The organism is Cyanobium sp. NIVA-CYA 375 (genome assembly GCF_056108345.1).
Genome location: NZ_JBSYHW010000030.1, coordinates 12,767 through 33,078, shown reverse-complemented (window position 1 = coordinate 33,078; position 20,312 = coordinate 12,767). Strand labels below are relative to the sequence as shown.

At 63.2% G+C, this 20,312-nt stretch carries 21 protein-coding genes and 1 pseudogene; 13 read left to right on the top strand and 9 right to left on the bottom strand.

Annotation, left to right across the window (positions count from 1 at the left end):
- Positions 1-1,211: FAD-linked oxidase C-terminal domain-containing protein (locus tag AC01FP_RS09400; protein ID WP_474479796.1), on the top strand; the 1,211-nt coding region annotated here is incomplete at its 5' end.
- A 19-nt stretch (positions 1,212-1,230) separates the two neighbouring features.
- Here AC01FP_RS09400 and xth read toward each other — a convergent pair.
- Entirely contained in the window at positions 1,231-2,049 is an 819-nt protein-coding gene (xth, locus tag AC01FP_RS09395) for an exodeoxyribonuclease III (protein WP_474479795.1), read from the bottom strand.
- Between the two features lie 164 nt (positions 2,050-2,213).
- On the opposite strand from xth, the gene AC01FP_RS09390 reads away from it, so the two are divergent.
- A complete protein-coding gene (locus tag AC01FP_RS09390) occupies positions 2,214-2,552 on the top strand; it encodes a hypothetical protein (protein WP_474479794.1) in 339 nt (112 codons plus the stop codon).
- Here AC01FP_RS09390 and AC01FP_RS09385 read toward each other — a convergent pair.
- On the bottom strand, positions 2,485-3,321 hold the full coding sequence (locus AC01FP_RS09385) for a tetratricopeptide repeat protein (RefSeq protein ID WP_474479793.1): 837 nt from the start codon (positions 3,319-3,321) through the stop codon (positions 2,485-2,487). The genes AC01FP_RS09390 and AC01FP_RS09385 overlap by 68 nt on opposite strands.
- 72 nt (positions 3,322-3,393) lie before the next feature.
- Between AC01FP_RS09385 and AC01FP_RS09380 the strand changes: the two genes are divergently transcribed.
- Genes AC01FP_RS09380 through AC01FP_RS09365 form a run of 4 tightly spaced genes read left to right on the top strand, consistent with a single transcriptional unit; the run spans position 3,394 to position 7,049 of the window.
- Complete coding sequence (locus AC01FP_RS09380) at positions 3,394-4,125, top strand: hypothetical protein (RefSeq protein WP_474479792.1); 732 nt, start codon at positions 3,394-3,396, stop codon at positions 4,123-4,125.
- Positions 4,126-4,148: 23 nt separating this feature from the next.
- Positions 4,149-4,793: a hypothetical protein gene (locus AC01FP_RS09375; protein WP_474479791.1), complete on the top strand. Its 645-nt coding sequence runs from the start codon at positions 4,149-4,151 to the stop codon at positions 4,791-4,793.
- A complete protein-coding gene (larC, locus tag AC01FP_RS09370) occupies positions 4,738-6,039 on the top strand; it encodes a nickel pincer cofactor biosynthesis protein LarC (protein WP_474479790.1) in 1,302 nt (433 codons plus the stop codon). The genes AC01FP_RS09375 and larC overlap by 56 nt, the downstream gene beginning before the upstream one ends.
- A gap of 2 nt (positions 6,040-6,041) precedes the next feature.
- Positions 6,042-7,049 carry a lysylphosphatidylglycerol synthase domain-containing protein gene (locus AC01FP_RS09365; protein WP_474479789.1) on the top strand — a complete coding sequence of 336 codons (1,008 nt, stop codon included), beginning with the start codon at positions 6,042-6,044 and terminating at the stop codon, positions 7,047-7,049.
- Here the strand turns inward: AC01FP_RS09365 and AC01FP_RS09360 are convergent.
- Both AC01FP_RS09360 and AC01FP_RS09355 read right to left on the bottom strand, forming a co-directional pair.
- Positions 7,032-8,096 carry a methyltransferase domain-containing protein gene (locus AC01FP_RS09360; RefSeq protein ID WP_474479788.1) on the bottom strand — a complete coding sequence of 355 codons (1,065 nt, stop codon included), beginning with the start codon at positions 8,094-8,096 and terminating at the stop codon, positions 7,032-7,034. The genes AC01FP_RS09365 and AC01FP_RS09360 overlap by 18 nt on opposite strands.
- 27 nt (positions 8,097-8,123) lie before the next feature.
- A complete protein-coding gene (locus AC01FP_RS09355; RefSeq protein WP_474479787.1) occupies positions 8,124-9,032 on the bottom strand; it encodes an NAD(P)-dependent oxidoreductase in 909 nt (302 codons plus the stop codon).
- 49 nt (positions 9,033-9,081) lie between these two features.
- Here AC01FP_RS09355 and AC01FP_RS09350 point away from each other — a divergent pair, with 49 nt between their 5' ends.
- The 6 genes from AC01FP_RS09350 (at position 9,082) to AC01FP_RS09325 (ending at position 14,056) form a co-directional block, all read left to right on the top strand.
- A complete protein-coding gene (locus AC01FP_RS09350) occupies positions 9,082-9,570 on the top strand; it encodes a Fur family transcriptional regulator (protein ID WP_474479786.1) in 489 nt (162 codons plus the stop codon).
- A gap of 128 nt (positions 9,571-9,698) precedes the next feature.
- Complete coding sequence (locus AC01FP_RS09345) at positions 9,699-10,094, top strand: DUF1622 domain-containing protein (RefSeq protein WP_474479785.1); 396 nt, start codon at positions 9,699-9,701, stop codon at positions 10,092-10,094.
- Entirely contained in the window at positions 10,091-10,471 is a 381-nt protein-coding gene (locus AC01FP_RS09340; protein ID WP_474479784.1) for a YidH family protein, read from the top strand. The genes AC01FP_RS09345 and AC01FP_RS09340 overlap by 4 nt, the downstream gene beginning before the upstream one ends.
- Positions 10,472-10,520: 49 nt before the next feature.
- Positions 10,521-11,381, top strand: coding sequence for a bile acid:sodium symporter (locus AC01FP_RS09335; protein ID WP_474479783.1), 861 nt, complete (start codon positions 10,521-10,523; stop codon positions 11,379-11,381).
- 205 nt (positions 11,382-11,586) lie between these two features.
- Positions 11,587-13,089, top strand: coding sequence for an arylsulfatase (locus AC01FP_RS09330; RefSeq protein ID WP_474479782.1), 1,503 nt, complete (start codon positions 11,587-11,589; stop codon positions 13,087-13,089).
- 10 nt (positions 13,090-13,099) lie between these two features.
- Positions 13,100-14,056: a formylglycine-generating enzyme family protein gene (locus tag AC01FP_RS09325; RefSeq protein ID WP_474479781.1), complete on the top strand. Its 957-nt coding sequence runs from the start codon at positions 13,100-13,102 to the stop codon at positions 14,054-14,056.
- 86 nt (positions 14,057-14,142) lie between these two features.
- Here the strand turns inward: AC01FP_RS09325 and AC01FP_RS09320 are convergent, their stop codons facing one another.
- From AC01FP_RS09320 to AC01FP_RS09310, 3 genes are all read right to left on the bottom strand, one after another.
- A complete protein-coding gene (locus AC01FP_RS09320) occupies positions 14,143-15,015 on the bottom strand; it encodes a hypothetical protein (RefSeq protein WP_474479780.1) in 873 nt (290 codons plus the stop codon).
- A 222-nt stretch (positions 15,016-15,237) separates the two neighbouring features.
- Entirely contained in the window at positions 15,238-16,182 is a 945-nt protein-coding gene (locus AC01FP_RS09315) for a hypothetical protein (RefSeq protein WP_474479779.1), read from the bottom strand.
- Positions 16,179-16,742, bottom strand: coding sequence for a hypothetical protein (locus AC01FP_RS09310; protein ID WP_474479778.1), 564 nt, complete (start codon positions 16,740-16,742; stop codon positions 16,179-16,181). Before AC01FP_RS09310 ends, AC01FP_RS09315 begins: the two co-directional genes overlap by 4 nt.
- 221 nt (positions 16,743-16,963) lie before the next feature.
- Between AC01FP_RS09310 and AC01FP_RS09305 the strand changes: the two genes are divergently transcribed.
- Positions 16,964-17,560, top strand: a complete 597-nt coding sequence (locus AC01FP_RS09305) for a helix-turn-helix domain-containing protein (RefSeq protein ID WP_474479777.1) — start codon at positions 16,964-16,966, stop codon at positions 17,558-17,560.
- 21 nt (positions 17,561-17,581) lie between these two features.
- Here the strand turns inward: AC01FP_RS09305 and AC01FP_RS09300 are convergent.
- Together AC01FP_RS09300 and AC01FP_RS09295 are read right to left on the bottom strand one after the other, a co-directional pair.
- Positions 17,582-19,116, bottom strand: a pseudogene (locus tag AC01FP_RS09300) (ABC transporter permease).
- 30 nt (positions 19,117-19,146) lie between these two features.
- Positions 19,147-20,193, bottom strand: coding sequence for an extracellular solute-binding protein (locus AC01FP_RS09295; protein ID WP_474479776.1), 1,047 nt, complete (start codon positions 20,191-20,193; stop codon positions 19,147-19,149).
- Between the last annotated feature and the right edge of the window lie 119 nt (positions 20,194-20,312).

The following is a 20,312-nucleotide window of genomic DNA, read 5'->3' as shown; positions in this document are numbered from 1 at the left end:
CCCTGGTGATCGCCACCAGCCGCATGCGCCAGGTGCTGGCCATAGACCTGGAAAACCAGCGCATCACAGTGCAGCCCGGTGTGATCAACAGCTGGGTGACGCGGGCGGTGGCCGGCGATGGCTTTTATTACGCCCCAGACCCCTCCAGTCAGGTGGCCTGCAGCATTGGCGGCAACGTGGCCGAAAATTCTGGTGGCGTGCACTGCCTCAAATACGGCGTCACCAGCAACCACGTGCTGGGCCTGGAGGTGGTGCTGCCAGATGGCAGCGTCACCACTTTGGGCAGCGAGCTCGATGAAACCCCCGAACTCGATCTGCGGGGCACCTTCATCGGCAGTGAGGGCACTTTGGGTATCGCTACGGCGATCACCCTGAGGCTGCTGCGGGCGCCCCAGAGCGTGGCCGTGCTGCTAGCTGACTTCACCAGCATGGAAGCGGCCGGCGAGGCGGTGCGTCAGGTGACTGCCGCCGGCTTGCTGCCTGCTGGTATGGAAATGATGGATCGCCTCACGATCGAGGCGGTGAACGACTATTTCGGCGTTGATGAATATCCCCGCGATGCGGCGGCGCTGCTGTTGATCGAGCTGGATGGTCAGGAGGGGGAGGTGGCCGCTGCGGTGCAGCTCGCCACCCAGCTCTGCTGCCAGGCGGGTGCCCGCACCGTGCGCCAGGCCACCGATGAGCAGGAGCGCGCCCTGCTCTGGAAAGGGCGCAAGTCGGCGGTATCAGCTCTAGGCCGCCGCTTCCCCAGCTATTACCTGCAAGACGGCGTTGTGCCCCGCAGTGCCCTGCCGCGGGTGCTGGCGGCGATTGAGCAGCTCAGCGCCAGCTACGGCTTGCCGGTGGCCAATGTTTTTCATGCCGGCGACGGCAACCTGCACCCCCTGATCCTTTATTCGGCCCAGGAGCCCGGCATCGAGGAGCGGGTGAAGGCCCTGGCCGCCGACATTCTGCGGCTGTGTGTGGATGAGGGGGGCAGCATCAGCGGCGAGCACGGCGTGGGTAGCGATAAGCGCTGCTACCTCGACTGGATGTACAGCCCCGATGACCTGGCCACGATGCAGCTGGTCCGCCGGGCCTTCGATCCGCTGAATATTGCTAATCCCGGCAAGATCTTCCCCACCCCAACTAGTTGCGGCGAATCGGCCCGCAGGGTGGCGGTGCTGCAGGCCCAGGGCCAGGCGCTGCCCGATGAAGCGGTGGTGTTTTAACCGGGCTTAGTTCCAGTTCTTAGTTCCAGTCGTCGGCTTCAGGCGGCCACACCAGATTCACTACCACCGGGGCGTGGTCGCTGGGTTGCTCGTTGCCCCGTGTGGCCTTGTGAATCACGCAGCCGGTGGCGCAGGCGACCAGGTGTTCGCAGAGGTAGATGTGGTCGATACGCCAGCCCCGGTCCCGGTCCCAGGCGCCGGTGCGGTAGTCCCACCAGCTCCAGTGCCCGGCCTCTGGCTCGAACACCCGAAACACGTCTGTGAGCCGCTCGCCCAGCACCTGCTGCAGGGCTGAGCGCTCCGCCGCGCTGGCCATGATGCCGCCGCTAAGTCGCTCCGGATCGTGGATGTCGCGGGCCTCGGGGCCGATGTTGAAGTCGCCCACCATGCAAAGGGGATCTCCCTGGAGCTCCTGCTCCTCTAGGTAGCGCCGCAGGCAGGCCAACCACTCAAGTTTGTAGGCATACTTTTCGCTCTTGAGCGAGTTGCCGTTGGGCACGTAGAGATTCAGCACCCGGATGCCGTCGACTAGGGCGCTGATCACCCGTTTCTGCTCGCTGAGACCGGCGGCTTCCGGGTCGTGGGGCAGCAGGGCCCCAAAGCCGATCTGCACGTCCTCGAGGGGTAGCAGGCTGAGGATGGCGACGCCGTTGTAGGCCTTCTGGCCGCTGATGGCTACCGCATAGCCCAGGGCCTCAAAGGCTTCACGCGGAAACAGCTCGTCGGTCACCTTGGTTTCCTGCAGGCACAGCACCTCTGGGCGTTCCTGTTCCAGCCAGGCCAGCACCTGCTCGAGGCGGGTGCGCACCGAGTTGACATTCCAGGTCGCGATCTTCATGGCAAGGGGGTCAGCAGGGTGGGGGCCGAAACTCAACCCTGGCGAACGCACCTAGAATGGGACTTAGGGAGCCTCGGAGTGATTAATCCATGGCAGCTGATAGTGCACCACTAATCAATCCCTGCCTTACAACGGCACCAAGCAAGGCCCCAAGCAAATCTCTGATGTGCCTGGGTTCCACGCTTGCTTTAGCGGCAGGAGTCGTATCGGCAATTGCTGTTGGCGTGGGTGTGGGAGCGGCCCGGGCCCAGGAGAAGGGCTACGGCCAAACGATCAGCAGCCCCCAGCAGGAGCGGGAGCTCGACTACGGCACCGGCACGAATCGGGGTGGATCGGTTATCGATTCCACTAACCCGATCGATTTGATGAACAAGCTGCGCAAGGCCACCGCCATGGACGACGCCACTCCGCCTGGCGATGCGGTGGACGCTGCCCTCAGGGATTTCCACTCTCCGCCTGCGGCGCCGTCGTCTTCCCCGGCGGCACTGGTGAAGGGTCCCTGAGCGGCGCCAAACCCCAGGCGGCGGCCACCTGATCTAGCCGCGGGTCGCTTGGTCCCGTTTTTCGGGAGCGAGCTAACGCCAGCGACTCCTGGGCTCCTTTGATGTCGCCACGCTCCTGCTGCAGCATCGCCCGCGCCAGCAGGGGGCGTTGGTCGCTGGGGAATTCTGTGGTTAATTTGAGCAGCAGAGTCTCACCCTGGTCCGGCTGGCCCCGTCTTTGCAGCAAGTTGGCGAGCAGCAGGCCGATCGGCAGGGCCTCCGGCTTTAGCTGGGGCTTGCTGGCCCTTTGCAGCGCGGCCTCCAGCTGGCTTTGGGCTTGGGCTCCACGCCCCATCTCCAGTTGCAGTAGGGCCATCAGCTGCAGTCCCTCGATCTGGTCGGGCCGCAGGTTGAGCAGTTGGCGCAGCTCCCGCTCAGCGCCGCTGCGGTCCTGCTGGTCGCGGCGTAGTTCGGCTAGCAGCAGCCGCAGCGACCATTGCTGGGGTTGCTGGTCGGCTAAACGCTCCAGCAGCGCTGTGGCCTCGGTTTTGCGATCGAGCGCCACCAGTAGCTCCAGCAGCCGCTGCTGTTCTGCCTGGCTGGCCCCGCCTTGGTTGAGCTGCTGCTGCAGGGAAGAGGCCTGACGCTCCAGGGCCGCGCGAGAGGGATCGGATCTAGCCGAACCGTTCTGAAGCTGTCCAAGCCACCAGCCAGCGGCGACGCACAGTGCCCCGGCTCCAACGAAGGCAAGCCCAGGCCAGATCCCGGAGCGGTTGGCAGCGGCGGGCATTGGTAGGCGGCCTGCGTTGGGATGTAAGTCTGCCCTTTGTCTCCCGGCTAGGGGGCCCTTAAAGTTGAGCTCATGCGCCAACATCCGATTTCAGCGGTAACCGAACCCACGCAATACCGGGCCATTGGCGTGGTGCGAGGTGTCTACGTGCCCACCGATGCCGAGCAGCTCACCCGTGGGGTGATTCGCACGGCTGATGGCACCGAGCTGGAAGCAGTAGTGCTTGGCCGGCTACTTACCCTGATGCGTCGCCACCTCAACCTGGAGGAGCCCCACCTCTGGGTGGTCTACCCCCGCTCGCGGGAGGAGGAGGGGTTGCACCTGCAAATGGTCGGTGTGTGGGAGCCCAGCACCCTGGCCGCTGGCGAGGAAGCTGAATCCCCAGCTGTCGATAGCTCTGCTGCCGTCAGCTCAGACGACGCCCTGCCAGAGGGAGACGACTACTTCTCGGTGCGCGGCGAGCTGATTTACACCCGCCCTGAAACCGGCGATCTGGTGGTGAAGGTGCGGGTGATGCCCCGCCCTGATGGCAGTCGGCCCGTGCCCTTCAAGCTGCAGTTGAAGGGGGATGTGCCCCTCGAGCATTTGCGCCACTTCGTGGCGCTCAATCTGCGCCGTCAGGCTCAGCAGTTGCAGCTGGAGAGCTTTGAAGTGATCGGTCCGGTTGCCCAGCGGGGCAACCGTGGTGGCAAGGGACGCCGCGACGGTGCCGCGAGCAAAGGCGGCAAAGGCGGCAAGGGTCGACCGGCGGCGCCAAGCCAGGCCGGCCAACGTCCCAGCCCCGTCAGCCGGCGGGCTACTTAAGTGACTAGCTGGGGGCGCCGGCCATGACCCAACCTCTGGCTGCTGGCCTGGCCGTGGCCTTGATCAGCCTGGCGGCGATTCTTGGCCCCGCCCTGGGCCTATCGCCCTGGATTGTGACCCTGATAGCGGGCCTGGGATTGGGCGGCCTCACCTTGGATGCGGCCCGCTTTGGTGGCCGCGGCGGCCATGTGCTGGCAGAAGCCCTGCCAGGGGGCCGCGCCCGCCTGCGGCGGATTGCGATTCATGAGGCAGGTCACCTGTTGGTGGCCCGTAAAGAGGAGATGGCGGTGCGCCAGGTGCTGGTGGGTTCCCTGGCCTGCTTGCGGGCCGGCCTCAACACCAGCGGCAGCACCGAACTGGAGCCGCCGGCCCATGCCAAGTTGCCGGCAGAGGAGCTGCGGCGCTGGAGCCGGGTACTGCAGGCGGGAATGGTGGCCGAGCAGCTGATCTACGGCCAGAGCGTGGGCGGCACCGACGACCGGGCCCTGCTGGGGCGGCTCTGGGGCCTGTCCGGCCAAGACGTTGACACAGCCCAACGGGAACAGCGCCGGGCCCGCCGCGAGGTGGAGACCCAGTTGCGCGCCAGTCAACAGCAATTGCAGAGCGAGGCCGATGCCCTGCTGGCCCTGGCGCCAAGGCTGGGACGCCCCCTGGCTGGGGAGGCCTGAGGCGGTGCTGGCGCTGCTGGATGCGCCCACGGGCCTAGCCGGCAACATGCTTTTGGCTGCCCTGCTGGATTTGGGGCTACCGCAGGGGGAGATCGATGACCCCCTGGCCGCCCTCGGCCTGGCCGGGGCCTATCGCTTGGAGCTGGAAGAGCGCCGCAGCGGCGGCCTGCGCGGTTTGCATTTGGAGGTGCTGAGCCTGGAGCCCCAGCCGGCCCATCGGCTCTGGGGAGCGTTGCGGAGCCAGTTACAGACGGCTCCCTGGCCCGAGCCCTTGCGGCAGCGGGTGCTGGAGGTGTTTGGTCTGCTGGCGGCAGCGGAGGCGGCGGTGCATGGCCACAGCCCTGGGCAGGTGCACTTCCACGAGGTGGGCGCCATCGATGCCCTGGTGGATGTGGTGGGGGTGTGCGCCGGGCTGCTGCACTTCGGGGTGGAGCAGCTGGTGTGCAGCCCGCCGCCGGCGGGTCATGGCCTGGTGGCCACGGCCCACGGCACCCTGCCCCTGCCGGCGCCTGCCGTATTGGAGCTGGCCCGTTTGCGGGCGATTCCCCTGGCCTCAGCCGAGGGCTTCCCCCCCGGCGAACTCACCACCCCCACCGGTCTGGCCTTAGCGGCCTGCTGGGCAACGCGCTTTGGCCATCCCCCCACCCACGTGCCTAAGCGGGTAGGCGTGGGGCTGGGCTCGCGCAGCCTGGATCGCCCCAACCTGCTGCGGCTCACCTTGGCCGATGGGGGCGGCTCCGATCCTGCCCAGCTAGATCCTGCCCAGCTCGAAACGGTGCTAGTGCAGCAGGCCCAGATCGATGACGCCACGGCTGAGGATCTGGCTTTCCTGGCTGAGGAACTGCGTCAGGCCGGGGCCCTGGAGGTGTTCAGCCAGGCGATCGCCATGAAGAAAGGGCGCACCGCCCAGCTGCTTACGGCCCTTGTAGCCCCCGAGCAGGCGGAGAGGTTGCGCCGGATTTGGTGGCGGCAGAGCAGCACCCTGGGGTTGCGCGAACACCCCCAGACCCGCTGGGTGCTGCCGCGCCGCAGCCGGCAGCTGGCCACGCCCCTGGGGCAGGTGCGGCTCAAGCAGGCCCAGCTGCCCGACGGCCGCTGGCGCAGCAAGCCAGAACACGACGACCTAGCAGCTCTTGCGCGCCAGCACACACTGGGGATCGATCAGGTGCGCTTGGTTGTGCAGCGGGCCCTCGAGGCCCAGCCCGATTCCAATCTGCCGATCCAGCCCTTGCCCAGCCAGCCATAAGCATGAAACCCTTTACCCACGCCCTGCTTCAGCGCTGCCGCCGCGGGCTGCTTCGTTTGGCCGCCTGGTGGGAGGGCTTGCCGCCCCTGCCCGGCGGCCTGAAGCTGTGGATCAGCTTGCTGAGTTTTGGTTTTCTGCTGGCGGCCTTGATGGGCCACGGGCGCCAGCTGCTGCAGCTCAGCCTCGATCGCCAGGGCTGGCTGTGGTTGCTGCTGGGGGTGGGCGTGAGTTTGCTGAGCTTGGTGGCCAACGGCCTGGCCTTCGGCGTGCTGTTGCGCTGGCTTGGGCTGCGCCCCCGCTGGGGCGAGCTGGTGCGGGCCTACCTCGATACCAACCTGCGCAAATTTCTGCCCGGTGGCATCTGGCACCTCAGCAGTCGCGTGCAGCTTTTGCGCAGCCCTGAGGCCCCCTTGGCCGCCCCGGCCCCGGGCGCTTTGGCCCTGGTGGCGGTGCTGCTGGACCCCTTGGTGGCGGCGGTGGCGGCCCTGGCGCTGATGTCGGCGGGCGGCTGGCAACAGGGCATGGCTTTGTTGGGGTTGGTGCCCTTGGCCTTGCTCTGGCCGCGTTGGCTCAACCCCCTGCTCAAGCGTCTGGAGCGCCGCAAGCTCTCGGCGCCGGGCATGGACATCGAGGCGGCCGCCACTGCGCCAATTCGCTCCTATCCCTGGCCACCGCTGCTGGTGCAGTTTGGATTTGTGCTGCTGCGCTTTGGCGGCTTTGCCTGCTGCGTGCAGGCCTTCGACCTCTCCTACAGCCTCAGCTGGGGCGGCTGGCTGGCGGGCTTCGCCCTGGCCTGGACCGCCGGCCTGGTGGTGCCCGGCGCCCCCGGCGGCCTGGGCGTGTTCGAGGCGGTGCTGCTGCTGCGGCTGGGCTTCGCCATTCCTGAGGCGCCGCTGCTGGCGATCGCCATCAGCTACCGGCTGGTGGTGACCATTGCCGATCTGCTGGCGGAGCTCACGGCCCGGCTGGATGGGTCTTCTTTGCTGCGTAATTCAGCAACAGCTCCCTAAGGCCTGCCCGGTATCTGTTGCGCTGGTGGTTGCGACTCCCGTGAAGGGCAGGCTGCTGCCGCAGCCGGGGAACAGGCCGTAGTGGCGGCTGAAGTCGCCGAGGAACTCGAAATGGGGCGCAAACCTTGTTGCTTGCAGCATCCGGAAGCTGTTGCCGCACACCGGAAACACCCGGCCGGTTTCGATGGCGTGCTGGCCATCGAGGTCGAAGCAGTGCGGGTGGTGGGGAATCGTGCCGCGGTAGATCACAGCCTGGCCGTGGTCTTCGCAGGCCTCTTCCAGCTCGGCGATGTGGAAGAGTCGGTAGGTGGCGGCATAGAAGCGGGCCTCGCCCACCAGTGGCGCCAGGGCTGGCTCGGTGATCCGGAGCTCGCGGTCGCTTACCAGCCGCGGGTCAAGGAAGCCGGCGCCCTTGGCGAGGCGCAGGAAGTCGTTCCAGTAGAGGGCTCCGCCCAGGCACTCGCCGTAGAGCACCGGATCGCGCCGCACCGCTTCCGGCAGGCGCCGATCCACGTACACATCCGAAAAGTACAGCTCACCGCCCGGCTTGAGCAGCCGTTTCACCCCTTGCAGCACCGCCGCCTTGTCGGTGGAGAGGTTGAGCACACAGTTGCTCACGATCACATCGAAGCTGCCCGGCTCTAGGGGCAACGCTTCGAGGGCTTCGATCGTGCCCTCCAGAAACGAAACATTTGCGTAGCCGAACTGCTCGGCATGGAAGGCCAGGTGCTCGCGGGCCACCGCCAACTGCTCCGCCGTCATGTCGACGCCCACCACTGAGCCTCTCGGTCCCACCAGCTGGGCCAGGGCGTAGACGTCCCGGCCCGTGCCGCAGCCCAGATCGAGAATGCGGCAGCCCTCCAGCAGAGGCGGGCACACCAGGCCGCAGCCGTAGTAGCGCGCCAGCACATCGGGGTGGATCCGGGCTAATAGGGGTCGCAGCCAGGCTGGCACCGCATCGGCATCGCAGCAGGCGCTGGTTTTGAGGTCGGCCGTGCCGGTGAGCTCTTTGCCGTAATAGGCCTGAACGGCGGCTTGGGTGGGCATGGCAGCTCGCGGCCTGGGGAGATGGGCTCAGTCTGCCTCTGTCAGATGCTCCGCCAGGGCCAGCACCAGCCGCTGGCGCGCCTGGCGGGAAGCCCAGCCGATGTGGGGCGTCAGGATCAGGTTTGGCACCTTTTTAAGGGCCTCCAACTCGTCGCCTGGGGGCTCCTTTTCAAGTACGTCGAGGGCGGCTCCAGCCAGGCGGCCCTGCACCAGGGCTTCAATGAGGGCCGGCAGCTCGATCAGGCCGCCCCGGCCCAGATTCACCAGCACGGCAGACGGCTTCAACCAGCTCAGTCGCTCGGCGTTGATCAGGCCCCTGGTCGCCGGGGTGAGCGGTGCATGCAGGCTCAGCACATCTGCCTGGCGCAGGGCGGCTTCGAGTTCGCCGGCACTGCTGCGGCTGGTGATCAGGCGCACCTCCATTCCGAAGGCCTCCGCCACGGCCGCCACGCCACGGCCGATCGTGCCGGCTCCCAGCACGGTGAGGGTGCGGCCGGCTAGTTCATTAAATTCTGGCTCCACCAGGGAAAAAACTTGGCTGCGTTGCCAGTCGCCCTGCAGCACCTGGCGCCGCCGGGTTTGCAGATCGCAGACCAGCTCGAGGATCAACGCCCAGGTCACCTGCACCACCGAGGCCGTGCTGTAGCGACCGGCATTCCGCACGGCGATACCCAGCTCGCTGCAGGCCTGGCCATCGATCTGGTCGGTGCCGGTGCTAGCTGCGCAGATCAGCCGCAGCTGGGGCAGTTGCCGCAGCAGCTCTCCATCCAGCCGAATCTTGTTGGTGATGGCGATCGCGGCCCCCTGCAGCCGCTCCAGGCGTAGCTCCGGCGGGGTGCTGGGCCAGCAGATCAGCTCGACATGACGCTCCAGGGGAGCCAGGTCTACCGGTCCCAGGCTGAGGGCATCGAGAAAGACGGCCCGGGGTTTGCTCATGGCACCTCTTCGCAACTGCATCTATTGTTGAGAAGCCTGGGATCACGCTGTGACCGCCCGACTCAGCCCTGGAGCCCAGCCCCCCGCTGCAACCCTTCCCGCCGGTGGAGATGGCCTGCGCTCCAGCCTGCACGATCGCGGCCAGAGGCTGACGCCCCAGCGCCAGCGGGTGTTGGCCCTGTTTGAGCGCATTGGTGAAGGCAGCCACCTGGGCGCTGAAGAGGTGCACCAGCGCCTGCTGCGCAGCGAGGAGCGGGTGTCGCTCGCCACCGTGTATCGCACCCTGCGGCTGCTGAGCTCCATGGGTCTGCTGCAGGAGCTGGAGCTGCCCGAGGGTGGGCGCCGCTTTGAGCTGGCCAGTGATGCCCATCGCGACCATCACCATCTGGTGTGTGTCCGCTGCGGCCGCACTGAGGAATTTGAAAATCCTGCGGTGCTTCAGGCTGGTGAGCGGGCTGCGGCTGGCTATGGCTTCCGCTTGCTTGAGTGCGTGCTCAACGTGCGGGCCCTCTGCCCCAGCTGTGCGGCGGCGGAGTAGTTACCGAATACATCGCAAGGCAACCCCTAAACGCAGCCTTTTGCAAAAGCGTCAGCGCAGCTGACGGCATCGGCAGTGCTACTTAGCTTTGGGAAGGTGAATGCACCCATGCTTGCCAGCTGACTTCGATGCCTAGCTCCGAGCCAAGCCTTTTATTTATTTTTGATCAGGGACTGGCCACCCTGGCCATGGCCCTGCGCAGCGTGCTTGAGGCCTTCTCGCTCGCCACGGTGGTGCTCGGTTTGTTGATCACCCTGCGCCAAGCCGGGCAGGGCTGGCGTGCCCGGCGGCGCGGCCCCAGTGCTTTTCAGGCGGTGAGGCTCACCTTCGGCAGCTGGTTAGCGATGGCCCTGGAGTTTCAGCTCGGGGCAGACATCGTCGCCACCTCCACTGCCCCCACCGGAGCCCATTTGGTGCAATTGGGCGTGGTGGCCGTGATCCGCACCTTGCTCAATGTGTTCTTGGCCCGTGATTTGGAGGCCGAAGCATCCCATCGATCCCTGAGCCCGGAGGGGCGCCCATGAATCTCACCAACGAACTGGCCAAGCAACGGAATCGGGATGCGGCCGAACGCACCCTGATGGCCTGGATCCGCACCTGCCTGTCGTTGATCAGTTTCGGCTTCGGTCTCGACAAGATTGTCGGAGCAATTGATCGTGCCGCCGGCGGCCAGGGTGCCCAAGTGGAGTGGGGGGTGCAGTTGGTGGCTGCGGCTTTCACAATCACGGGGATTCTCGCCATGGCGGGAGCCACGCTCCAATACCGCCGCGAGCTGCGCCGTCTCCATCAAGACGACTACATCTACCGAGACAAGCCCCACATAGCTGCTGCTACAGCTGTGATGCTCACTTTGATCGGGGTGCTGGCACTGGGGCTTATTGCTGCCCGCGCCGGCAGCTAGGCCCCAGCCACCTTGCTCTTTTTTATCTGCTGTTCAGCGCCTTGCTCCGATGGCTCAATCTCCGCCCTTGCTGATTTCTGCAACCCTGTTCGCGATCATGTTTGCCCTGGGGGTGGGCTTGCCCCTAGATGGCTTAAGTCGCTGGCAGCAGCACCGGGGTCTGCTGCTGCGTGGCCTCATCGGCACCTGCCTGCTCGTGCCGGTGGCAGCCGCCCTGTTGCTGTGGTTGCCGCCCACCATGGCCCTCTCCCAGCCGGCTCGATTTTCTATCGCTCTGATGGCTGTTTGCCCCAGTGCCCCCCTGCTGATGCGCAAGGCAGGTAAGCAGGGGGGCGATCGGATCCTGGCCGCCCTGCTCCAAGTGTCCGCAGCCCTGGCGGCGATCATCACCATTCCCCTGCTGGCGAGCGGCTTCACCCGCATCTTTGGAGTCGAGGGTTGGCAGATTCAGTCGCACCACGTAGCCAAGCAGGTGGCCCTAGTTCAGCTGCTCCCCCTGTTGCTGGGCTTGCTAACAAGACGCTTCGCTCCTAGGTGGGCAAGCCGACTGGAGACCCCCCTCGATCGCCTCGCTAATGGGCTGGTGTTGCTGCTCGTATTGGCGATGCTATGGAAAACGGCGCCGCTTTTGGTTACCTATGTAGGCGCCAATCTGATTGCCCTGCCGGTGATGGCAGCTCTGGTGTTGATCAGCCTGGCTTTGGGCTATGGCCTGACAAACCGAGATCCCTGCCTTGGGGTCACCCTGGCATTAGCAACATCGATGCGCAACCCAGGTCTTGCGTTGTTGCTGGCCGGCATTTATGCCCCGGAAGTGCCTGCAGTCAAACTTGGCATCCTGGTGTATCTATTGATGACTGTGCTGCTATCGATTCCATTTTTGAAGTGGCAGCGGCGTCTTCAGGCCTAGGTCTTCAGGCCTAGTTATTAGCTGAACCATAGTCCCGTCGACAGCTTGGTGACAGGTGTTGACTCAAGGCGACCACGCCAATGTTTGCATTTGCGCAAATAAATGCCTGTCTGGGTATTTGGGTGTGAAGAAGTGCACGACCTTGCTGCAATTCGCTGCCGCAATTGCCATCCTTAAGGCAGGCGTATTCGTCTCCTTTCTTCCCATGCCCAACGGAAAACCCAACGTTCTCATCCTCTGGGGTGACGACATCGGCCAAAGCAATCTGAGCTGCTACAGCGATGGCTTGATGGGCTATCAGACCCCCAACATTGACCGTGTGGCTAAGGAGGGTGGTCGCTTCATTCACTACTACGCCGAACAGAGCTGCACCGCTGGCCGTTCGGCCTTCATATCCGGCCAGAGCGTCTTCCGCACCGGCCTTAGCAAGGTGGGTCTGCCTGGCGCTGAATCGGGCTTTAGGGCGGAAGATCCCACCATCGCTGAACTGCTCAAGCCCCAGGGCTACCGAACCGGCCAATTTGGCAAAAATCACTTCGGCGATCGCGATGAGCATTTGCCGACCATGCACGGTTTTGACGAGTTTTTTGGCAACCTCTATCACCTCAACGCCGAGGAGGAGCCGGAGCTGCGCGACTATCCCAAGCCTGAAGATTTCCCGAACTTCAAGGAGCGCTTCGGTCCCCGCGGTGTGTTGCATTGCTGGGCAAATGGTGACGGCAGCCAACGGATTGAAAACACCGGCCCCCTAACCCGCAAGCGGATGGAGACGGCCGACGACGAATTCATCGCTGAGGCAAAGCGTTTTATTAGCGATGCCGTTGCCTCTGGCGAGCCCTTTTTCGTCTGGTTCAACACCACCCACATGCACTTCCGCACCTATGCGCGTGCCCAGGATGTGGGCCGCAGCGGTCGCTGGCAGTCGGAGTATCACGACGTGATGATCTATCACGACGAGTGCATTGGTGAAATGCTCAACCTGCTCGACGAGTTGGGTGTCACCGATGACACCATTGTGATGTACGGCACCGACAACGGTCCCCACATGAACAGCTGGCCTGATGCCGGCATGACACCCTTCCGCAGCGAGAAGAACACCAATTGGGAAGGGGCTTATCGGGTGCCGGCCCTAGTGCGCTGGCCGGGGCATATCGCTCCAGGAACCATCTTCTCGGGTATCTGTAGCCACCTCGACTGGCTGCCCACCATCCTTGCGGCGGCCGGTGAGCCTGAGATCAAGGAGAAGCTCAAGGCGGGCTATCAGGTCGGCAATAAGACCTTCAAGGTGCACCTTGATGGTTACAACATGCTCGACTACTGGACTGGCCAGGCTGATAAGAGTCCCCGGGTTGAGTTCTTCTACTTCTCCGACGACGGCGACCTTACCGGTCTGCGTTACGACAACTGGAAGTTTGTGTTCATGGAGCAGCGCTCCCAGGGCACCTGCCAGATCTGGGCCGAACCGTTTACGGCTTTGCGGGTACCCAAGATCTTCAACCTGCTCACCGACCCCTATGAGCGCGCTGATGTGACCTCAAACACCTATTGGGACTGGATGTTTGATCACATTTTCCTCCTGGTACCAGCCCAGACCTACGTGGCCCAGTTCCTCGCCACCTTCGCCGAATACCCACCGCGCCAAAAGGCTGCCAGCTTCTCGCTGCAGCAGGTGATGGAGAAGATGGTGAGTACTGTCGGCGGTCCCTGATCCTGCCGCCATGTCAGCCGGCACCGCCCGATCCTCCGGTCGTCCCCCATTCCCCGGAATGGTGTGGATACCGGCGGGCGGCTTCCGGATGGGGTCAGACCACCACTACCCCGAGGAGGCTCCGGCCCATGACGTCGAGGTGGCTGGATTCTGGATCGACCGCACTCCCGTCACTAACGCCCAGTTTCGGAGCTTTGTGAAAGCCACCGGCTACCGCACGCTGGCGGAGCAGCCAGCAAATCCCGCTCACTATCCCGGAGCCAATCAGGAACGATTGGCTCCGGCATCAATAGTTTTTGTGCCGCCCCAGGGGCCGCTGGGGCCTGGCAGTCACTACCGCTGGTGGCAATATCTCGCCGGCGCAAACTGGCGTCATCCGGAGGGGCCGGGAAGCTCGATTAAGCGCCGAGAACAGCATCCGGTGGTCCATGTCGCTTGGGACGACGTTTTGGCCTACGCCAGCTGGTGCGGCAAACAGTTGCCTACGGAGGAGGAATGGGAGCGGGCAGCTTGGGGCGGCCTATGCAATGCCGAGTTTGCCTGGGGTGAGGAGCTCTATCCCGGTGGGGTGCCCCTAGCTAATACCTTTCAGGGTGATTTCCCCCACTACAACAGCCGCTTAGATGGCTACGAGCGCACCTCCCCCGTAGGCGCTTTTCCTGCCAACGGCTATGGGTTGGTCGACATGATTGGCAATGTGTGGGAGTGGACCGATAGCTGGTATGGCCCGCACCAGCAGAGCACGGGAGGCTGTTGCGCCGAAGCCGCCGCCCAAGCCCAAGCGCGAGAAGCAAGCATTGATCGCAACTCGCAGCACGGCGAGCAACCACGTAAAGCGGTTAAGGGTGGTTCTTATTTATGTGCACCTAGCTATTGCCGCCGCTACCGCCCTGCCGCCCGCATGGCCCAGGGGCTTGATACTTCCACGGGCCATATGGGTTTTCGCTGTGTGGTGAGGCGCTTATAAGCAAGTTGAGCCTGGGGATCGGGAGCTGAGATCGCTCGTTCGCCACGCTTCATGGCATTAAGGCCGCGTGCAGCATCTAATCTGAATTAGAAGAAGAATTTGAGGCCAATTTCTAAGCCGTTCCGATAGCTGCTGTAGCCACTATCGGGGATGTCGCCAGTATTGTAATTGATTCCCGAATATCGCCAGGAAATATTTAGGTCTGTGTTGTTTCCCACTGCATAGCCAAGGCCAATTTGGGCGTTGCCGGAAAGATCTTCTGATCCACTAAGCCCAAAGCCACCGATGTCGGCGCGGGCAAATGCCCGTAATCGGGGAGAGAGAAATACCGTGGCTTGTGTGCCCAGCAGGGGTTGAACCCAGGTGCGTCCAAAGCTGCCTTGTCGTTGAATACTGACTCGACCTCCAATGCCTTCAATCTGGGCTCCAACATCCAACTGGGCATCGATTACCCGTATGCCGGCATAGGGGATCAGGCTGAATTGCCCCGGCTTGCCCACCGCAGCTTCCCGATCCCCAAAGCGATAGCGCAGGGCAAGATCGTAGATCCCCTGAGATGCGGTGATCTCAGCACTCCCCGTGAAGATTCCACGCTGGCCTGTTTTTGATCCGTATTGCCCAAGTTTGACATAATCCAGATCGACTAAAACTCCTAGTCGATCCTTTTCGATGCTGCCGCGCAGGGTGGTTGCCCACTTCAGCTTGGAAAGAACTTCACTGAGATTTAGATCGGTGTCGGCACTGAAGTTTCTTGTTCCATTTGTGACAGTTGTTGTCCCAGTGCTACGCACGGGAGCAAAGCCATACAACTCAACTGTGCCGGCCCAAGCAGAGACAGCAGGTGGCAGCTGATTGGTTGCCGATGGGGGCGCTTCGCTTTCAAGGCGATCGCCGCTGGCATGTTCAGACTCCTGTGCTTGTAGCTCTGTCCCCAGTCCCCATACCAGGGTGAAGGTCATCAGGGCATGAACTGCTTGGGCCCGGGGCATCGCTTGATTAGCCAAAGTTTCTCTATTATCTCGGCTCGTAGTGCCTAATGCAGTGCCAAGTGTCAGTTTGATGTCAATTTTGTCTTTCAGGGGCCCTGCTATTGCATATTAGGCAAAGCCTTGCAATTTTAGCCATCCCGCCAAAATGGATCTGCCGCTGCTAAGGCGACAGATCCATTGGCTATCAACCGGTTAAACCGATCCGTAGGCCACCTGGCAGGCGGCATTGAGGAGTTCGGCTTCTTCGGCGTTGCTTGGCTCTTGACCGTTGATTGTGCCTTGGTTGCAGTTAGCAGTCAGCTGGTAGTTGTTACCATTTGCTTGCATCACAAAACTCACTGAATTGCTGCCAGATGGTTGGACAGTCCCGAATAGCAACTGGTAGTTGGTATTGGGTACGACAATGTAGGTTGTGTTACTGCTAATAGCATTATTAACGGCATTGTTGATAATTGCCGTAGTGGCTAGAGTCGCCACACCCCAAGCCGCTGCCCGGGCGCCCCACCATCCCCAGGTTGGGGTGGACCAGCCGCCATACCAGCCGTAGTTCCAGGGCCGCGCTACTCCCCAGCCAGGTCGCGCCCAGCCCGGTCGAACGTTGACATTATTTATATTGACTGTGCGGTTCCAGTTGCGATTCACATTCCGATTCACATTCCTGTTGACGTTGCGATTCACATCGCGATTTATATTTCGATTGACGTCACGGTTCAGGTCGCGATTGCCGTCGCGATTAGCGATTCGCTCTCCGCCCTGGCCTGCGCCTGGCAATTGACGTGTGCCTGCTGCTGGACGATTAGGGGCCGCTGGTCGGTTTAGGGAAGGCCCTCCGGCCCCCCCGGCTCCCGCGCCAACCCTGGCTTTGTTGCCCCAGCCTCCGGTGGGCCGGCTTGAGCCGCGGTTGAGGCCCGCACCGGCATTGCTGAAGCCGCTGTTGCCACCGGCGCGCCTGCCACTGCCACCACCACGGGAGCCGCCGCCGCCGCCGCGGGCAAGTAGCTGGGCTGTGCCGCTATCCGGCATGGGGTTATTCATCATCTGGCGATCAATGGCAAACGCCGTGCCGATCGGCATGGCCAGTACCCCTGCTAGAGCCAGTCCAAGGCCACTCCACGGGGCGCTTAGTGCACGGGTCATTTGCCTACCCCCTTGCAGCCGTCGTCGTAGCAGGTGAGATCAATGCGGCCATCGGCGCCGAACTGAACCCTGATCAGATCTCGGCCTGCCGTTGCGTCAGGGCGGTCTTCCTTAACGCTGTTGAGGTAGTTGGGGTTAACCACGCACAGGTCACTGCCGTTAAAGCAGATCGTGTTTGTTGAGAAGCGAGCTGCTGCTGAGTCTAGGTTTATCCAGCTCTTCTGGCTGTCCACCCAAACGCTCATGCGCACTGGGCTGTCGGTGACCCGAATCGTTTGGACGTTTTTGCCGATGATGTGTCGATAGAGCGTGGCGTTGCCCTCGTTAACTGCTTCCACCACGCAGGCCTGCGGTTCACCACCTTTGATGCTGCACTTGGTGTCGAGCTTGTAGAGGGTTTCTGTTTGGGCTAGGGCTGGAGCTGCCGCCAGCAGGCTCGCGGCAGCGGCCAGAAGGCCGATGCGGCTGCACATGGGGTTGCGGTTCAACATGAAGGGAAAATCCCCAACGTCGGTGGGAAGCAATTCCAGGTTGCCTAAGGCTGAGGACTTTGGCTGCAACTTGTAGTTCACAGCTACAAAGGCTGACTTTGCGTGAGCCAGGGGATGCAATTGGTGAAAAAGTAGACAAAAAGCGCAATTGCAGGCGGGCTTTGGGCGCTCTCAGGCCCAGCCCTGGCCAGGCTCGCTTGCAATTGCTAGTTGTTATTGAGAATCGCTTGCAAAAGGCGGCGTTCTTGTTTAGGTTGCGAGTCATTCGCAATAAGCCTTCCGCTGCGGCCATGAGTTTTCGCTTCCTGCCCGCCGATTCCCTTGCCGCCGTGCGCATGCCGGTTGGGCAAACCGTGCTGCTAAACCCCGCTCTGCGCCCCTCAGGGAGCTGCATTGAGGTGCTTGATGGTGTGGCCCGAGTCTTTTGCCCCTGCGAGGAAACCGAGGGGATGACCCTGGCTTTTCTGCAGGCGGGGGATCAACTCTGTACCGAGCGCCTCTGCAGTGAGGGTGTCTGCGTTGAGGCGCTTACCCCTTTGAGTTTCCGTAGTGACGCCATACCCCGGGAGGGGGAAGGCTTTGATGCGGTCAACGAATGGACCTTGCAGCTGCTGCGCATCCGTCACTTAGGCAGCGCTGATCAGCGGCTGCACGCATTGTTAGGTCTGCTGGTGCGCCGCCTCGGACGCCGCTGCGGTAGCTGGTGTGATCTGCCGTTTCGTCTCACCCATGAACGGATTGGTGAATTGATCGGCACCACCCGGGTAACTACCACGCGGCTGATTTCACGGATTCGCCAGGCCCAGCTGCTCGAGGCCCCCGCTGGTGAGGCCGGCATGCGCCTGGCGCCGGAATTGGTTGAATCCGCCCCTTTGGCTGCGGCCTGATGGGGGGCTGATCGGCTGCGATTAGTCGCGCTGCTCCAGGGTGGGTACTAGGGCAAATGCCGCTAGCAAGCCAAACGCCATGATCATTACGGCGGGTGCCATTGCGGCACCCACCCTTTCGTCACTGGCGTATTGGAATACACGCACCGCCAGGGTGTCGAAATCGAAGGGACGCAGGGCCAGGGTGATTGGCAGTTCTTTCACCACATCTACAAACACCAGCAGGGATCCCACTAGCAGCGGCCCCCGCAGCAGGGGCAGGTGAATCCGCCGCAGCACCGCCAGCCAGTCGCAGCCCAGGCTGGTCGCCGTTTCGTCGATGCTCGGGGGTATGCGCTCAAGCGCGGCATCAAGCCCCTGTTTTGAGACAGCGATGAAGCGGTCGCCGTAGCCCCAGAGCAGCAGCAGCACTGGGCTGAAGCCGAGGGGGCCGCCCAGCACGATCAGCCCGAGGGCCAGCACACTGCCGGGAATGGCGTATCCCAAGCCGGCTATAAAGCTGAGCTGTTGCACGAGTGGCTGGGGGCTCCAGCGCCGGCAGATGGCCAGCAGCAGCGAACCCAGGCAGGTCACCCCTGTGGCAATCAGGGCAAGAACGAGGCTGCGGCTTGCCAGCTGGCCCAGTTCTGCGAACGATTCGCTCTGCAGCCCTTGCCAGCCCTGCTGAATCCAGAGGGCTGGAATGGCCACAGCGATAAGGGGCGGCAGCACACAGAACAACTGGGCTAGGGCGGCGCGCCAGCCCGCCAGATGCCAAACGTGGGAGCTGCCCGTTCCGCCTTCCAGGTTCCAGCGCCGACTGCGTTGGCGCAATTGACGTTCGCTGGCGATCAACACCGCCACGATCGCCAGAGCCACCAGTGATAGCAGCGCTGCACCCTGGGGATCGCCATCCACCTGCCAGCGATCGAGGATGCCAGCAGAGAGGCTGGGCACGCCGAGCAGTCGCACTGCGCCGAGATCGTTCACCACCTCCATGGCGCTGAGTGCAATGCCGGCGCCGATCGAGGGCAGGGCAATTGGCAGGGCGACGCGAAAAAACTTCTCCAGGGGCCCACGCCAAGGCTGCGGCTGGCCTCCAGTAGCCGCCTGCCACTAACAGAGAAGCTCTCGGTGCTCAGCAGAAATACATAGCTGTAGTTAGCCAGGGTGAGCAGCACGATGGCCCAGCCCAGGCCATGGATGCGCAGGCCCCGGTGGCTGCCCCAGTCGATCAGGCTGGCGGCCAGCAGGTAGGCAGGGAAGGCCATAGGCACCAGTTGGGCGATGCGCAGCCAGCGCCGGCCTGGGAAGCGGCAAACAGCGGTGAGCCAGCCGATGGCAGTTCCCACCACGGCACCTAAGAGCCCCTCCCCTGCAACCAGCAGCAAGGTGCCACGCACCTGTCTGAGCCCGTCAAATCCAAGCTCCAGCCTGCTTTCGCCCCTGTTGATCAACACGTCCTTCAACAGGGTGAGCAGGGGCAATAGGGCGAGCCCACTTGCCAAAATCACAACCAGTAAGAGCCAGCTCCGGCTGCTGGAGCGGCCCGGTCCCTGCGCAGGGGCGCCGATGATCTTGGAGGGCGTCAACGCGATGCCAAGTCGTTACTGCCAGCCAGCCTGCGTCATCAGTTGCACCGCTTCACGGTTGCGGCGGCCCAGCTGCTCCATGGAGACCGTTGAGGCCTTAAAAGTGCCGAATCCCTTGAGGGTCGGGTTGTTGCCCCAGCCCTTCAGGGGGTACTCGTTGTTGGCGGCGGCATAGCCCTCTCCGGAGCTGGGAGAAGCTAAAAATTCCAGCAGGCGACGGGCTGCTTCCGGGTTGCGGGAGCTGCGGGTTACTCCGCCGGCGGTCACGTTGACGTGGGTGGGGTTGGGCCAAACCACACGCGCCTTCTTGGCGGTTGCGCGGTCGGCTGTGTTATCGCCGCTGAGCAGGCGGGCCAGGTAGTACTGGTTGGCGATGGTGGCCCCGCACTGCCCCTGGCCCACGGCCCGCACCATGGTTGTGTCGGAGGTGAAGAAGGGTTCCTTCATGTTGGCAACAACGCCTCGGACCCATTGCCGTGTTGCCGTTGCACCGCGACGCACCAGTTCATCGGCCACGAGCGACTGGCTATAGACGCTGGCCCGATTGCGAAGACAGAGCTTGCCCTTGAACTCGGGCTTGGCGAGATCGGCATAGGTGCGGATCGACTTGGGGTTCACCGCGGCCATGTTGACCATCACCGGGCGGGCGCGGCGGGTCAGGGCAAACCAGCGCCCACCGGGATCCCGCAGGTTGGCGGGCACGTCCTTTTTGAGTTCCGGTGAAGAGATCGACCGAAACAGATTGGCCTCCTGGGCTCGATAGAGCCGGGCTGCATCCACCAGCACCAGCAGGTCGGCCTTGCTCTTGCTGCCTTCGCTCTTGAGGCGTTGAATAAGTTCGTCATCCTTCCCTTCGAGCAAGTTCACCTTGATGCCAGTGCGTCTGGTGAACTCGCTGTAAAGCTGTTTGTCGGTGTTGTAATGGCGACCCGAGTAGACATTCACTTCCTGGGGCCGGTTCTGGGCCATGCTGGCCACACCGATGGCGCTGGCCAGGGTGGTAGCGGCGAGAGCTGTGGTGGCCAGAACTGTGGTGGGAATGGCGGTGAGTTTGAAACGCATAACAACCAATGTCAGATGGGTTGAATCGGGACTATCTCAATCATGTCGAGTGCCGTCGGATGGCCCCGTAATGAATGCAAGGGGCCGGTGTAGCAATTGCTACACCGGCTGCGTCGTGA

Coding starts and splice junctions, on each gene's coding strand:
- xth (WP_474479795.1), bottom strand. CDS start 2,049: ATGAAGATCGCGACCTGGAATGTCAACTCGGTGCGCACCCGCCTCGAG.
- AC01FP_RS09390 (WP_474479794.1), top strand. CDS start 2,214: ATGTGCCTGGGTTCCACGCTTGCTTTAGCGGCAGGAGTCGTATCGGCA.
- AC01FP_RS09385 (WP_474479793.1), bottom strand. CDS start 3,321: ATGCCCGCCGCTGCCAACCGCTCCGGGATCTGGCCTGGGCTTGCCTTC.
- AC01FP_RS09380 (WP_474479792.1), top strand. CDS start 3,394: ATGCGCCAACATCCGATTTCAGCGGTAACCGAACCCACGCAATACCGG.
- AC01FP_RS09375 (WP_474479791.1), top strand. CDS start 4,149: ATGACCCAACCTCTGGCTGCTGGCCTGGCCGTGGCCTTGATCAGCCTG.
- larC (WP_474479790.1), top strand. CDS start 4,738: ATGCCCTGCTGGCCCTGGCGCCAAGGCTGGGACGCCCCCTGGCTGGGG.
- AC01FP_RS09365 (WP_474479789.1), top strand. CDS start 6,042: ATGAAACCCTTTACCCACGCCCTGCTTCAGCGCTGCCGCCGCGGGCTG.
- AC01FP_RS09360 (WP_474479788.1), bottom strand. CDS start 8,096: ATGCCCACCCAAGCCGCCGTTCAGGCCTATTACGGCAAAGAGCTCACC.
- AC01FP_RS09355 (WP_474479787.1), bottom strand. CDS start 9,032: ATGAGCAAACCCCGGGCCGTCTTTCTCGATGCCCTCAGCCTGGGACCG.
- AC01FP_RS09345 (WP_474479785.1), top strand. CDS start 9,699: ATGCCTAGCTCCGAGCCAAGCCTTTTATTTATTTTTGATCAGGGACTG.
- AC01FP_RS09340 (WP_474479784.1), top strand. CDS start 10,091: ATGAATCTCACCAACGAACTGGCCAAGCAACGGAATCGGGATGCGGCC.
- AC01FP_RS09335 (WP_474479783.1), top strand. CDS start 10,521: ATGGCTCAATCTCCGCCCTTGCTGATTTCTGCAACCCTGTTCGCGATC.
- AC01FP_RS09330 (WP_474479782.1), top strand. CDS start 11,587: ATGCCCAACGGAAAACCCAACGTTCTCATCCTCTGGGGTGACGACATC.
- AC01FP_RS09325 (WP_474479781.1), top strand. CDS start 13,100: ATGTCAGCCGGCACCGCCCGATCCTCCGGTCGTCCCCCATTCCCCGGA.
- AC01FP_RS09320 (WP_474479780.1), bottom strand. CDS start 15,015: ATGACCTTCACCCTGGTATGGGGACTGGGGACAGAGCTACAAGCACAG.
- AC01FP_RS09315 (WP_474479779.1), bottom strand. CDS start 16,182: ATGACCCGTGCACTAAGCGCCCCGTGGAGTGGCCTTGGACTGGCTCTA.
- AC01FP_RS09305 (WP_474479777.1), top strand. CDS start 16,964: ATGAGTTTTCGCTTCCTGCCCGCCGATTCCCTTGCCGCCGTGCGCATG.
- AC01FP_RS09295 (WP_474479776.1), bottom strand. CDS start 20,193: ATGCGTTTCAAACTCACCGCCATTCCCACCACAGTTCTGGCCACCACA.